At 38.7% G+C, this 14,335-nt stretch carries 15 protein-coding genes; 1 reads left to right on the top strand and 14 read right to left on the bottom strand.

The genetic code is table 11. The annotated features are described in order from the left end of the window. Positions 1 to 13: 13 nt before the first annotated feature. From H4J69_RS06535 to H4J69_RS06500, 8 genes are read right to left on the bottom strand one after another with little or no spacing between them, the layout of a single operon-like run. On the bottom strand, positions 14 to 1,729 hold the full coding sequence (locus tag H4J69_RS06535) for a GspE/PulE family protein (protein WP_182244116.1): 1,716 nt from the start codon (positions 1,727 to 1,729) through the stop codon (positions 14 to 16). A gap of 2 nt (positions 1,730 to 1,731) precedes the next feature. Further along, on the bottom strand, positions 1,732 to 2,886 hold the full coding sequence (locus tag H4J69_RS06530; protein ID WP_182230503.1) for a lipopolysaccharide assembly protein LapB: 1,155 nt from the start codon (positions 2,884 to 2,886) through the stop codon (positions 1,732 to 1,734). After that, a complete protein-coding gene (locus H4J69_RS06525; protein ID WP_182215554.1) occupies positions 2,883 to 3,791 on the bottom strand; it encodes an ExeA family protein in 909 nt (302 codons plus the stop codon). The genes H4J69_RS06530 and H4J69_RS06525 overlap by 4 nt, the downstream gene beginning before the upstream one ends. A 12-nt stretch (positions 3,792 to 3,803) precedes the next feature. After that, positions 3,804 to 5,513, bottom strand: coding sequence for a pilus (MSHA type) biogenesis protein MshL (gene mshL, locus H4J69_RS06520; protein WP_182230504.1), 1,710 nt, complete (start codon positions 5,511 to 5,513; stop codon positions 3,804 to 3,806). Positions 5,514 to 5,527: 14 nt separating this feature from the next. Continuing rightward, complete coding sequence (locus H4J69_RS06515; protein ID WP_182215557.1) at positions 5,528 to 5,869, bottom strand: hypothetical protein; 342 nt, start codon at positions 5,867 to 5,869, stop codon at positions 5,528 to 5,530. Further along, the gene (locus H4J69_RS06510) at positions 5,862 to 6,560 is read right to left on the bottom strand and encodes a hypothetical protein (RefSeq protein ID WP_182244117.1); all 699 of its coding nucleotides are present in this window, start codon (positions 6,558 to 6,560) and stop codon (positions 5,862 to 5,864) included. Before H4J69_RS06510 ends, H4J69_RS06515 begins: the two co-directional genes overlap by 8 nt. After that, positions 6,553 to 7,158, bottom strand: coding sequence for a PilN domain-containing protein (locus H4J69_RS06505; protein ID WP_182244118.1), 606 nt, complete (start codon positions 7,156 to 7,158; stop codon positions 6,553 to 6,555). Before H4J69_RS06505 ends, H4J69_RS06510 begins: the two co-directional genes overlap by 8 nt. Further along, positions 7,158 to 8,063 carry an MSHA biogenesis protein MshI gene (locus tag H4J69_RS06500; protein WP_182244119.1) on the bottom strand — a complete coding sequence of 302 codons (906 nt, stop codon included), beginning with the start codon at positions 8,061 to 8,063 and terminating at the stop codon, positions 7,158 to 7,160. The genes H4J69_RS06505 and H4J69_RS06500 overlap by 1 nt, the downstream gene beginning before the upstream one ends. A gap of 115 nt (positions 8,064 to 8,178) precedes the next feature. Between H4J69_RS06500 and H4J69_RS06495 the strand changes: the two genes are divergently transcribed. Beyond that, a complete protein-coding gene (locus tag H4J69_RS06495; RefSeq protein ID WP_182244120.1) occupies positions 8,179 to 9,108 on the top strand; it encodes a 1-aminocyclopropane-1-carboxylate deaminase/D-cysteine desulfhydrase in 930 nt (309 codons plus the stop codon). Between the two features lie 140 nt (positions 9,109 to 9,248). Here H4J69_RS06495 and rplI read toward each other — a convergent pair whose 3' ends face one another. The 6 genes from rplI to rnr form a co-directional block, all read right to left on the bottom strand. Continuing rightward, the gene (gene rplI / locus H4J69_RS06490; RefSeq protein WP_182175428.1) at positions 9,249 to 9,701 is read right to left on the bottom strand and encodes a 50S ribosomal protein L9; all 453 of its coding nucleotides are present in this window, start codon (positions 9,699 to 9,701) and stop codon (positions 9,249 to 9,251) included. Between the two features lie 20 nt (positions 9,702 to 9,721). Next, positions 9,722 to 9,949, bottom strand: coding sequence for a 30S ribosomal protein S18 (rpsR, locus tag H4J69_RS06485; RefSeq protein ID WP_070375547.1), 228 nt, complete (start codon positions 9,947 to 9,949; stop codon positions 9,722 to 9,724). 58 nt (positions 9,950 to 10,007) lie between these two features. After that, positions 10,008 to 10,298: a primosomal replication protein N gene (priB, locus tag H4J69_RS06480; protein ID WP_083277989.1), complete on the bottom strand. Its 291-nt coding sequence runs from the start codon at positions 10,296 to 10,298 to the stop codon at positions 10,008 to 10,010. Positions 10,299 to 10,335: 37 nt separating this feature from the next. Then, positions 10,336 to 10,755, bottom strand: a complete 420-nt coding sequence (gene rpsF, locus H4J69_RS06475; protein WP_070375545.1) for a 30S ribosomal protein S6 — start codon at positions 10,753 to 10,755, stop codon at positions 10,336 to 10,338. 243 nt (positions 10,756 to 10,998) lie between these two features. Then, positions 10,999 to 11,751 (bottom strand): 23S rRNA (guanosine(2251)-2'-O)-methyltransferase RlmB, encoded by a 753-nt coding sequence (rlmB, locus tag H4J69_RS06470; RefSeq protein WP_070375544.1) that lies wholly within the window; start codon positions 11,749 to 11,751, stop codon positions 10,999 to 11,001. Positions 11,752 to 11,844: 93 nt separating this feature from the next. Beyond that, complete coding sequence (gene rnr, locus H4J69_RS06465; RefSeq protein ID WP_404842628.1) at positions 11,845 to 14,232, bottom strand: ribonuclease R; 2,388 nt, start codon at positions 14,230 to 14,232, stop codon at positions 11,845 to 11,847. Between the last annotated feature and the right edge of the window lie 103 nt (positions 14,233 to 14,335).

Here is a 14,335-nt window from a genome sequence, read left to right as displayed (position 1 = left end):
AGTAAGTCTACTCTTAACCCTGAACGTCAATACTATCAACTAAACGAAGTACTTCTTCTGCGCTAATAATACCCTGTTTAGCATAATTAAATGCAGCTTGTGCTATCGGTGTGAAAGTAGGATTAGCTTTTGCTAATTCAGTGAATGCTTCAGCATCATCACGTTTTAAAGCCGCCATCATCGCATCATTCATTTCTAATAATTCGAATACACCTATACGTCCTTTATAACCTGTATACTGGCATGACTGACAGCCACGACCTTTTTTATAATTGGCTGTTGTGGCTTCATCGCCAGCAAGATGAGTCAGCCACATCATTTCTTGACTGTCTGGCGAATGGTCTTCAAGGCAATATTCACAGACTTTGCGTACTAAACGTTGTGCAATCACCGCGCGTAGTGAACTACCAACAAGAAAACCCGCTGCGCCCATATCAATTAATCGTAAGGCACTGGTAATGGCATCATTGGTATGCAGTGTTGATAGCACTAAGTGACCTGTTAATGCGCCACGCAAACCAATTTCGACCGTTTCTTGATCACGCATTTCGCCAACCATAATAATATCGGGATCTTGACGAAGCGCAGTACGTAGCACGGTTGAAAAATTTAAATTGATTTTTGGTGCGACTTGCACCTGATTTATCCGAGGTAGACGATATTCTACGGGGTCTTCCACGGTAATAATTTTTTTACTCGCTTGGTTAAGTTCGGTTAACGCACCATACAAAGTTGTTGTTTTACCACTACCTGTTGGCCCTGTAACTAGCACCATACCATGTGGCCGGGTAATTTGGTGCCGAACACGGGCGACTAAGTCGGCAGGCATTCCAATTTTATCGAGAGACAGCAAACCTGCAGACTGGTCAAGTAATCGCATAACAACCGACTCACCGTACTGTACTGGCATAGTAGACATACGCACATCAATATTATGGCCTTTAATTTGAAGATTAAAACGGCCATCTTGTGGTAAACGTTTTTCTGAAATATCTAAGCCTGCCATTAGTTTCAATCGTAAAACCATGGCTGAGGCAATTTTATTTTCTTTTAAAATATTTTCTTGTAATACACCATCTATTCGCTGACGAATGCGCAATAGATTTTCATCTGGCTCAATATGGATATCAGAGGCACGCATCTGCACCGCGTCTTCAAAGACCGATTGTAATAATTTACCAACCGTTGCATCACCACTATCATCTGAAAATGTTGATGATAAATCGAAATCAGTGGTTTGTTCATACTCTTCTTCTAACTGACTGGCGAATGATTCTATATCTGCTGTGCGTCGATACAAGCCATCAAATGCTTGATAAAGCTGTGACTCCATGACTACAGCAAGGTTTATTTTTTTCGGAGCAAGCATTCTTTCAAGCTGGTCTAGACCACTTAAATCAGCAGGGTCGCTCATCCCTAGCAAGACACTTTCACCTTCGTCTTCAATGATTAACGCGCGTAAACGACGTGCATGAACCTCTGGTAATAATGAAGCAACTTCATTGGGAATTCGACGTTGACTAATATCTAAGAAAGGAACATTAAGCTGTTGCGCTAAGAACTCTTGTAATTGACGCTCGCCGATGTGGCCAAGTTCAATTAAGGTATCACCTAGTTTTCGTCCTGTCGCTTTCTGGCTATTCAGTGCCTGCATTAATTGTTCATTAGTAATGATATGCTCGTGTACTAATAAATCGCCTAGGCGCATTTTTAATTTAGGTGCTGCCATAATTATTCTCCCAACTCGATAATACGCTGACGGGCAAAATTCTCAGCGCTTGCAGATAACCCTGTTTTAGTTAATGCGTTTTGATACGCTGTACTTGCTTGCTTAAATTCACTATTACTGTCCAAAGCTACGCCTAAGCCTAACCACCATCTCCCCGAAGTAGGTTCGATATTAACTAAAATTTGGTAGGCTTGTGCAGAAAATGTGAATTCCTTAAGTTGCTGCGCTGTTGTTGCGCGTAAACTCTGATATTCGACATTAATAACATCATTGACATTCGGCATATTATTTAAAGTGGCGAATGCTTGTTGTAGTCTGTTTTGCTGTAAATAAATTCGAGCTTGCATCACCCGAAATTCGCTATCATCAGGGGATAAGTTAATGCCTTGAGAAAGTAAGTTTAACGCAGCAGCATAAGATTGACGGCCAAACCATAAAGCCGCTAAATGTTTTCTCGCTGTTTTATGTGTTGGCAGAACTAATAATACATCTTCGAACATAGTCTCTGCTTTAGAAATATCATTGTTGGCAAGCGCTTGCTCAGCACGTTTTAATTTTTGCTCAGCAAGTTGATAAGGCGTTAGTGCTTTTCGAGATATTGTTAATGTTGATTTTTTCGCTACTGGCGCTAAAGAGTCAATTGACGCTTGTTGAATATTTGAGTCATTCACTAAGCCACTATTTTTTGTCTCTGGTGCATCAATCTTACTGGGCGCTTCTTCGGTTGTAATATTCTGAGACAGAGTTTCAGCTAAATTAGCTTGGTTTAAGTCAACTTGAATTAGCTGTTCTCTTTTCAAATTATTATTTAAACTAGCCTGTTTAGATGCTACAACGCTATTTTGGGTCATGTTTACTGGTTCAGTGCTGTTCGGTGGTTGCGCTAAGTGTTCACTTATTACGACTTGATCTTGCTCGGCTTTTTTCCCAACTCGATTGATTTCTGAAGAATTAGACATTTTTAATGTTTGGTTTTCAACATACATTTGCCAAACAAAAATACCGCAAATGTTTAATAAAATAATGACCAGTAAACTGATAAAAACAGTTTTTTTATTTAAGGACGCTGAAGAAACAGGTACGGTAAAATCACTCGAACCTTGTTGTTCAGCTTTACGCTGATCTAAATCTTTTAACATCTGGTTAATTACGCTCAAGCTATCACTCCATAATTTTTTAAAACATAGACGATTAAGATGGCTGAAATGATCAGACCCGTAATACTTAAATAGCCTTTAACATTGCTCGCTTGAGTTGTTGCTTCGGTATCTTCTATCGCTACAGATAAATGCTTGTTCGTTATCTGATATTGACCTTGGCCATAACTTAACATCAACATTTTATGACATAACACATTAACTAAACGTGGGATCCCTAAACTAACTTTCGCCACCTTCTTCGATATGGCGGCACTAAATAAAGAAGCACCTTTATAGCCAGCAACTTGCATACGATGTTGAATATAACGTTGAACTTCTGGCGCTGTCATCGCACGTAATTTATAAGAAAAAGTGATACGTTGCTTTAACTGCCTAAATCTTTTCGTCGCTAAGCGCTCATCTAATTCTGGCTGTGCGAACAGCACAACTTGCAAAAGTTTACGTGTTTCAGTTTCCAAATTAGTAAATAAGCGTAAAGCCTCAAGGCTTTCTTCTGGTAAAGCTTGTGCTTCATCAAGTATAAGCACTACCGAATGACCGGCTAAATGAAGTTCTAATAATCTCTGTTGAATACGTTGAGTAAGCAATTGCACTGACATTCGCTGTGCTTGTTTGATACCTAATTCAACCGCCACCGCTCGTCGTAATTCATCAGGTTTTAAATAAGGGTTAGGAATATAAGCGGTTACAAAATGTTCGGGTATTTCATTAAGCAGTTTACGGCAAAGTAGGGTTTTACCCGTACCGACTTCACCGATAACTTTTATAAAGCCTTCACCTGTTTTTAGCGCGGTTAGTAAGACAGCTAACGCTTCGTTATGCGGCTCTAACCCTACATAAAATGCAGTATTTGGTGTTAATGTAAACGGAAGTTCCGTTAAACCAAAGTGGTAAAGGTACATAGATTTTAGCTATTATTCATTGTCGCTAGAATCATCAGACCTACCTTTTTCACTTTGAGAAAAATCATTTTCCTCAGGAAACCATTGTTTCAATAATGAGCGAGCATCTTGTAATTGATTTTTCCAAGTATCCTGGCCAATAACAATCGGCTTTAACATGATCACCAGTTCTTTTTTCTGGGTAGTTTCACTTTTACTTTTAAATAACTCTCCCATAAATGGAATATCGCCCAAAAAAGGTGTTTTTGAATCTAACATCACTTTACGTGTTTCTATTAACCCACCAATCACCACTATTTCACCTGATTTAGCACGAATAATAGTATCGGACTCACGCACGCTACTTTGTGCAAGTGGTAAAATTATTTCTTCACTGCCAAGTTTAATAACTTTAGTCTGCTCATCAGTTGAAGTAACTGAAGGATGAACATGAAGAATAACCTCACCATTACCATCTATTTGAGGGGTAACATCCAAAGCAATCCCTGAGAAAAAAGGGGTTAGGTTAATTTCAGGTGTAGTAGTAGTTGACGTACCGGTAGTCGTCGTACTTGAAACCTCAGTAACATAATATTCATCACCACCGACTTTAATTACCGCTTTTTGATTATTGGTAGCGGTAATTCTTGGGCTTGACAATACTTGAACATTTCCTTGGGTAGAGAGTAAATCTATAACGCCTGAAAAATCGTTATTGTTAATGGTAAGGTTACTTGTGCCACCAATAGTATTTGAAATAACATTGCCAGCGATGGAGCCAGACGTTGAAAAAGCTAAGTTAGTGCTACCAATACTGCCTAAAATTTGATCCCATTTAACACCTTGCTGATAATCATCGTTGAGCGTAACTTCCATAATCTTAGCTTCAATAATGACTTGGCGACGTAAATGAGTTTCTGTATCGTTAATAAAACTCTTAATGACTTTTATTTCATCTGGAAAAGCGCGAACAGTCACTAAGCCTGCTTGCGGAGAAACAAAAACTGAACGGCCTTCTTCAGAACCTACCAATACCGTTAGCGTTTCTTTTAATTCAGCCCAGAAGTCAGATGTGGTCTCAGTATAAATATTAATACCGCTACTTCCTTGCTGACTATTTTGGTTGTTTCCACCACCTGAATTACCAGAATTGTTTGAATTACCGTTTGAACTGTTATTTGAGTTATTACCACTACCTTGGTCATTTTCTGACACGCCACCAGAATTAATACTAGTACTCGACATGCCTGAGCGTTTAACAAACAAATAATTTAGTGGAATAGTTTCAGTGCGAATACCGGCTGGGTAAACTTGTACTATTTTGCCACTACGTCTAATTTCATAGCCATAAACCTCTTCAACAACATCAAGCACTTCATTAAGCGTACTGCTTTTCAAGTTCAAGGTAATCGTACCGCTTACGTCGGGATGTACAACAACGCTGTACGCTGACTCGTCGACTAAGGCTGCGAAAAACTCTTGTGCGCTAACATCGCTAGCGGCAATTTCTAAGCGTTTTTCTGCCAATAAACCCTCTCGAGCTTGGCTAACATTACGTTGCATTAATTCTTGCTGAATAGCATTTGGCACTTGTTGCAATGCTTTAGGCGCAGGCTTACTCGATTCTTCAATCGCTTTGTCTAGTGCATTAATCATTTCAGTTGGTTTATCTGGCGCCGTTTGACAACCAAACAAAGTTAACAGTAAGGTGAAACAATAAAATTTTCTTTGAGTGTTTTTCATTTGATCATATCTTTTCATTTTGATTTAACCACGACACTAGAAAAAACACTGAGCTTTAAGCGTTTCTCTGCTGAACGTAAGACCACGCTGGTATTGTTCACAGCTACTAATTCATACTGGCGAATAAAATCACCTATTTTTAACACTTGGCCATTAATAACAGCTGTGTGTACTTCTACACCATGAATAATACTTTCTAATATTAATTCTGCTTTCGGTGTCGTTTGAGCTTTGCTCATTGATGAAAAATCAGTACCTGAAAGCGGTTTAGTTGGGTCAACATCTTGAGCGTTAACCACAATAGAAGTCAGCAAAATTATAAAAAAAATACTGTTGAAAGTTAAGATTTTAAACACCTATAAACTCCCGTTTAGTACTTAAGCTGTACATTTCTATTTCTAACTCACTCACTGGGTATTCTTTTAGCTGGTAAGTAAACTCTTGCCAAAAAAACTTCCAAGATAATGCTTCCAGCTGTGTTAAGTAGTCACGTAATTGAAAGTAACTACCGCTGAGTTTAATTTTTATCGCATGACGATAAAGTATCAATTCTGGCTGGTCAGAGTTAACGACAACCGTTTTAGTGCCATCACCGGTAACCGCAGTCGCTGTACTAGCGATGTTCATCGGCTGTGCAGCAATAACTTGAAATGATTGTAAAGAAACACCTTTCTGGGTTTTTAATAACTGCATTAACGCGTAACGCATTTGAACAGGGTCTATTAAGTCTGAGGTAAGTTTTAATAAATTTACATCAACCTTATTTAATTTATCTTTATATTGTGAGATTTGCTTATTTAATGATTCGTTAGGATCTTTTGACAAGCCTTCTTCAAAAATTAATATAGAAGCTTTCGCTGTTCGATTGTCGTTGTTCACTTGTATAATTTGCTTATCAAGCTTAACAATCTTTAGCGCGTTATCATCAATAAAGAAGTTATGAATAATAAATATAATGGCAACTAACCCAGTTAATAACACCATATATTGTTCACGAGGAGTAATCGTTAAATATTTTTCACTATACGCTTGCCATTGTTTATTCATCGGCGCCTCCGGTCTTTGATTTAGAACTAACTAAAAATTCGGTAAGCTTTTGCTCATTTTCGTTAAGAGAAAAATTAATAAATGATTTACCTGATAAAAACTTTGATGTTTCAAATTTAGCTAACCATGCGGGTACCGCTTCTGGCGTTCGCGCCACACCAGAAAACGTTAAATCTTGATAAGTAATATTAACATGCTGCAAACTAATGTCTTTATGATGCATTAAAGACAGTTCTGTCATCGATGAGGCAAAACCTGCCACCGAAGTATGAGTGCGGTCAGTTAATTCATTCAGTAGCACACTTTTATTTTTCAAAACAAGTTTCAACATTGCTAGTTCTTCAAGCACTGTCACGTCTGCCCTGTTCGCTTTGAGCTTATTTTCTAGTTGAGCAAGTTGGTTATCTTGATTAGTTTTTATTTGAGAAAGCGCTACGTACTTAGCCGTCAATTCAGTTACTTGATAAAGGTTGAAAAAAGTCCAAGACAACATAAAGACGAGAGTTAAACACCAAAGCATAACAACGCGGGGTAAAGTCACCAGCACTTGTTTAGGCAATAAGTCTTGTTGTAGTAAATTAATTGAATTTTTTGCCATTATTTTATTGGCTCCATATTATTCAATTTTGTTGCTCCTAAGCTTACCGCAAACTCTCGTGCATGGTTAAAACCTTCAGGCATGGTGAATAAGTTCACAGCAACATTGGTGTTTTCAGCCAATTTACGTGCAAGTAACGCCTCATTAGCCATCGGCACAATAACTTCAATACTGCGTATAGGTGCTTGTTTTAATTGACGTTCAAAATAGTCAGTTGAGCGTTGAATTTCAAGGTTTAAATTATCAACAATGCCAAACGATAACTCTTCTTCTGTTTTGGTTGCAATATGAGCAAAACCACGTAAACGACGAGAGAAGAATACTTTGCCTTGCTTAACGATCAATAAAATTATTTCTTCGTTAGGTTGCTGACATACCATTAAACAGGCATCATCTTTCACTGGCAATAAACTGGCAAAGGCGAATTCTTCGGTAGTAATCGTCTTCAATATTAGCCCATCTTGATTAAGTGGACCAATTAAGGCTAATAATTCCTTTTTAGAAGCACAAACAACGTTTATTTTTTCATTGCCACCAGAAAGTGTTGGACCGTCAAAATAATCGAGTACCATATCTTCTGGAGAATGGTTAACGAGATCTTTAATCTGCCATTTTAAAGCGGCGTTTAATTCATTATCGGGAATATTGGGTTTGTCGACTTGCAATATTTGGGTTTGTGATGAAGCCAGCACTAGATGACATTGCCCTTGCAACTGATATTTTTCTTTTTGAATTTTAATCTGTTGAGGATGCTCTGCCAATGGCGAGTTAATTTGTTGAAACTGAGATTCTCCCTGCTCTGGACAGGAAAAAAAGGCAAAAGAATGCTGATGTAAACTTACACCTAACAAGTCTTTGGACTCAACTTTGGAGAAAAAATTATTTATTTTTTTAATAAGTGACATTTATCAATATTATTATTTATAGTCAGATGTCTATAAATCATTATCCCCTATTCCATTGAAGGCGCAAGTTTTTTATCGAGTAGTTATATTTAAGTAAAGAATAACATTACCTTTTATGAAAACAGAATCTCCTTTACAGAAAATCATCCATCCTTTATTTGAGAAGCATCAACTCTCTGTTTCGATCAAACGAGACGACATTATTCATCCGATAATATCTGGCAACAAATGGCGTAAATTAAAATTTAACTTACGCCACGCCCAAGCACATAACTATATTGGTGTGATAAGTTTTGGTGGTAGTTTTTCTAATCATATTCACGCCCTCGCCTTTGCTTGCCATCAGCAGGGGTTAAAAAGTATCGGCATTATTCGTGGTGAAAAAGAATATGCGAGTAATTTCACCCTCTCGATGGCGCAACAATGGGGCATGGAACTGCACTTTGTTGACAGAAAATCCTATCGACTTCGTGAAAACAAGGAGTACTTAGATCAATTACAACTCACATACCCTGGCTATTTAATTGTGCCTGAAGGCGGCAGTAACACCTTAGCATTAGCTGGCGTTGGCGAAGTAATAACTGAATTAAATCAACAATGTGAATTTGATACTTTAGTAACGCCTGTCGGTAGTGGTGGTACATTAGCCGGACTTATAAAAGCAGATAATAATCAGCATAATCTTTTAGGGATTGGCGTATTAAAGCAAGATGGTTACTTAACAGAACAAGTAAATAGCCTGCTCGGTGATAATCTACATTTCAATAATTGGCAAATAATGCCAGAATTTCACCGTGGCGGTTATGCTAAATTTAGTAAAGAAGATGTGGAAAAAATATTAAGCTTTAGCCAACAAACAGGTTTCATTTTTGAACCTGTATACTCAGGAAAAATGATTTTAGCGTTATTAGACCTAATAGATCAGCAGTACTTTCCTAAAGGACATCGCCTCGTCTTATTACATACTGGTGGTTTACAAGGTATTGGCGGTTTAATTGAACGAGGTTTACTTAACGCTAACGACTGGAATATGCCTACTTTTTGATGATATTTTAGAGGGGAATTATTTTACAGTGATAATTTACAGGCATAAATATTTATACTATCGGAAACAATAGGCAAAAAAATACCGCTATTCTTAAAAAGAAATAACGGTATTTTATCAACGTAATTTAGCGAACTAAATTAAGCTTCAGCGATAACAACAACTTTAATGTTAGTATCAACATCGTTGTGTAAGTGAATTGCGATTTCGAATTCACCCGTTTCACGGATTGTACCTAAAGGCATACGCACTTGAGCTTTCGCTACTTCAACGCCTGCTTCAGTAATTGCATCAGCAATATCTTTAGTACCGATAGAACCGAATAATTTGCCTTCTTCACCCGCAGATGATGCGATAGTGATTTCAGCCAATTCAACGATTTTAGCAGCTTTAGCTTCAGCAGCTTTTAAAGTTGCTGCTAATGCTGTTTCAATTTCAGCACGACGTGCTTCAAAATGTTCAACGTTAGCTTCAGATGCAAAAACTGCTTTACCTTGCGGTAATAAGAAGTTACGTGCATAACCAGATTTAACTGATACCTTGTCACCAAGGCCGCCTAATTTGGCGATTTTATCAAGAAGTATTACTTCCATTTTCAAAACCCCTTTTTAGGTTACTTATGTAAATCAGTATATGGTAATAAAGCTAAGTAACGAGCACGCTTGATCGCACGACCAAGTTGACGTTGATATTTAGCGGCAGTACCAGTAATACGGCTAGGAACGATTTTACCACTTTCAGTGATATAGTTTTTCAGTGTAGCAATATCTTTATAATCGATAGAGGTAGCACCTTCCGCTGTGAAGCGGCAGAACTTACGACGTCTAAAAAAACGAGACATGGATTTCTCCTAAATATGGTGTTTTTATTGGGTAGATTAACCAACCAAAAAAACCACCTTAATTAATCATTTCAATATGTTGAGCATGTAAGACAAGAAGTGGGTTACCATTTCTTGATTCATGACGGTTTATAAAACCAGTCACTTTGAGCTTACTGCCCGCAATTAAATCACGAGTTAAGTTTTGTGACAGCTCACCTGTTGCGACAACCTGTATCCGGACAAATGCTTGTCGGTTCATGCCAGCTTCATTTTGTATGGACTTATGGTCCATTGAAAACTGACAATGCTGAATACCTGCAGGGCTTGTTGATTTTTTCGGTGGTTTTACCACTTCACCTACCAACACAAGGCAATTCTCATAAAGAGAGTTTGTCACGAGTTACTTATTCGCTCGCAGCTTCTTCTGTAGTTTCAGTAGCAACTGGTGCTTCTGTAACAGCTGGAGCATCTTTCTTAACTTCGCGGCGATCGTCGCGACGTTCTTCTTTAGCAGCAGCCATTGCTGACGCTTCTGTTACTGCGTCTTTAGTACGCATGATCATGTTACGAATAACAACATCATTGTAACGGAAAGCTGTTTCAAGCTCATCAATAACTGCTTGTGGCGCTTCAATGTTTAATAAAACATAGTGTGCTTTGTGCAATTTATTGATTGGGTATGCTAATTGGCGACGGCCCCAGTCTTCAAGACGGTGGACTTTGCCTTCAGCAGCATTGATCAAGTCTGTATAGCGCTGGATCATGCCAGGTACTTGTTCACTCTGATCAGGGTGAACCATAAATACGATTTCGTAATGACGCATTACGAGCTCCTTACGGTTGTAGCCTCATTAGCTGGCTCAGCCAAACACCAGAAAGAGGCAAGGAACAAAAAGTTCGGGCTGAATTAAGGTCGCGAAGTGTAGTAAATATAAGCAGCGAAGGCAAGATAAATATAAGGATACAGGGCAATAAACAAAAAAATCACCAAGAAAATGACTTCTTTGATGATTTTATTGAGGTTTAAAGCTGTGGAGCAACTTAACTACCATAAATGTAGGTAAGCATTAACGGCGTTGGCGTACTATTTCAAACAAACAAATGCCGGTAGCAACAGAAACATTTAAACTTGAAACACTGCCAGCCATAGGTAATTTAACTAATTGATCACAGTTTTCACGGGTTAATCGACGCATACCTTTGCCTTCTGCGCCCATCACTAATGCCATTGGGCCAGCTAATTTCTCATCGTACAAACAATGATCCGTTTCTCCTGCTGTACCAATAATCCAAACACCATTGTCTTGCAACTGTTTCATCGTACGTACTAAATTTGTCACTTGTACCAATGGCACGGTTTCAGCTGCACCAACAGCAACCTTACGCACTGTTGCTGTTAAGCGGGCCGCATTATCTTTTGGAACAATAATAGCCTGTACACCGGCCGCATCTGCATTTCTAAGACACGCACCAAGATTATGAGGATCGGTGACACCATCAAGAATTAATAAAAAGGGTGTTTCATCTTTTTGTTTGGCTTGGGCTAGAATATCAACGAGATCATTTTCGGTGTAAGTTTTTCCTTGAGTAATACGTGCTAAGACGCCTTGATGCTGTTCGCCATCACTTTTTTCATCAAGGACCTTACGGCTAACAAGCTGGGTGGATATGTCATACTTTTTTGACAAATTAATGATCGTCATTAACCGTTCATCTTCACGACCTTTTAATAAAAAAAGCTCAATAAAGCGTTCTGGAGCACGTTTAATTAATTCATTAACAGCATGAATGCCAAATACTAATTCGTCTTGTTTTGCCATGTTATTCTCTTTTCAACTTCTTCTTTAATTACTCTATATCGAGCTTCATTACGTATCGGTCGAACGTTAATCGTTACGACTTTTTAACCGATATTACTCAGCCGTTTTACGAGCATTTTTACCTGGACGTTTTTTTCGTGCGGTACGCTTTTTAGCTTTTGATTTTTCTGTTTTCTTGTCTTTTGGCTTTTTAGGCGCTCCTTTGTCGCTAGTTCCCTTGGGCCTATTAAAGCCCTGATCGGCGTTTTTTCTCAGCCCTGTACTTTTAGCTTTCGATTTACCATCAGGTTTACCACTACTTTTCGGGGCTTGTTCACCCGACAAAACGAGATCTATTTTTTTCTCATCTAAGTTTACTGCGGCAACATTAACTTCTAAAACATCACCAATACGATATTTAGTGCCCGAACGTTCACCGCTCAAACACATGCGAACATCATCAAAGTGATAATAGTCATGCCCTAAAGAGGTTATATGAATTAAGCCTTCGATATGTAAATCGGTTAAGCGTACAAATAGACCAAAATTAGTAACGGTTGAAATAACACCGGTGAAAGTATCACCAACGTGATCTTGCATAAATTCGCATTTCAACCAATCAGCAACATCACGAGTCGCATCATCAGCACGACGTTCGGTCATTGAACAATGCTCTCCTAGTTCAATAACTTCTTCAGGTGAGTATTGGTAAAATCCGGCATTCGCTTCATTACTTTCGTTAGCGCTTTGTGCTTGCTTTGCCAGAATCGCTTTAATCACTCGATGAATAACCAAATCTGGATAACGACGAATTGGCGAAGTAAAATGACTATAAGACTCGAGTGCTAAACCAAAATGTCCTAAATTTTCACTTTGATAAACTGCTTGGCGCATAGAGCGCAGCAACATGGTTTGGATCAACTCTTGGTCTGGACGACCTTGAACATGGTTTAAAATATTAGCGTAATCAGCAGGTTCAGGTTGCTCTCGTGTTGGCAAGGATATGCCGAGTTCAGTTAAATAACTGACAAAGTTTTTATACTTATCTTCACTCGGTTTGTCATGAACACGGAATAAGCCCGGCATTTGGTGTTTTTCTACAAATTTTGCCGTTGCCACATTCGCTAAAACCATACATTCTTCAATGATTTTATGCGCATCGTTACGAATAAGCGGCACAATCGATTCTATTTTACGATCACTATTAAACAAAAATAGAGACTCGGAGGTTTCAAAGGCAATGGCACCACGATTAGTTCGCGAGGTCTTTAATGCTAAATACATTTGATATAAATTTTCTAAATCGCCGACTAATGGCTGATATTGTTCGCGCAACGCTGCCTTTTCGGTTGCGTCTTCACCCGATAGAATTGCTGCTACTTTACTATAAGTAAAACGAGCATGTGAGCGCATAACCGCAGAGTAGAACTTACTACCCGACAACTCACCTGACGCACTGATAGTCATTTCACAAACCATACATAAACGGTCAACATCAGGGTTTAATGAACATAAACCGTTAGATAGTTTTTCCGGTAACATAGGAATAACTTGGCTCGGGAAATACACCGAATTACCACGAGATATAGCTTCATCATCAAGCGCTGTACCATTACGTACGTAGTAACTTACGTCGGCTATAGCCACCCATAAACGCCAGCCACCGGATTCTTCAGGCTGACAGTAAACAGCATCATCAAAATCTCTGGCGTCTTCGCCATCTATAGTAACTAGCGGTAAGTCACGTAAATCAACTCGTGAAATTTTTGCTTCGTCTTCGACTTCGTCTGCTATTGTTGCAACTTCTTCAATAACGCTAGCCGACCATTCGTGCGGTAAATCATGCTCACGTAGAGCAATGTCAATTTCCATGCCTGGTGCTAAATGGTCACCTAAGACTTCAATCACTTCACCTACGGCATTATTGCGTTTTGATGGGCGATGCAGAACATTGACCACCACCATTTGTCCGTGGCGTGCACCAAGCTTGCTTTCGGGTTCAATCAAAATATCTTGTTTAATACGCGCATCGTCTGGAACAATATAAGCGATACCATGTTCAACATAGAAACGGCCAACAATACCGGCTTTACGCGGTTCAATGACTTCAATTATTTTAATTTCTTGTCGGCCTTTACGATCGGTACGATCCACTAAAATAGCGCTAACAATATCACCATGGAATACACGTTGCATTTCATGAGATGAAATATAAAAATCTTTGCCTGGCTTCTCACCTTTAGCAATGTCAGGTATAAAAAAGCCAAAACCATCACGATGACCGGTAACTTTACCCGTGATCAAACTATTTTTGGCAGGAATGACATATTGCTTAAGTTTATTAAAAACAAGCTGACCTGCATTTTCCATAGCACGCAAACGTCTCTTTACGCCAACATGATGCGTTTCATCATGATAATTCAAAGCTTTGCATATCGCTTTAAAATTAAGTGGCACAGCAGAGTTTTCTATTACTGATAATAGTAATTCTCGACTCGCCACTGGATTGTCGTATTTTTGTGCTTCGCGTTTTTGATGAGGATCTTTCAGGGGATAAACTCGATTAATGTGTTAATACAGCAATTATATACCTATACCCGTTACC

Origin of the sequence: Colwellia sp. BRX10-9 (genome assembly GCF_014077405.1) — a bacterium.
Classification (GTDB): Bacteria; Pseudomonadota; Gammaproteobacteria; order Enterobacterales; family Alteromonadaceae; genus Colwellia_A.
This window is presented reverse-complemented; position numbering and strand designations above follow the sequence as displayed.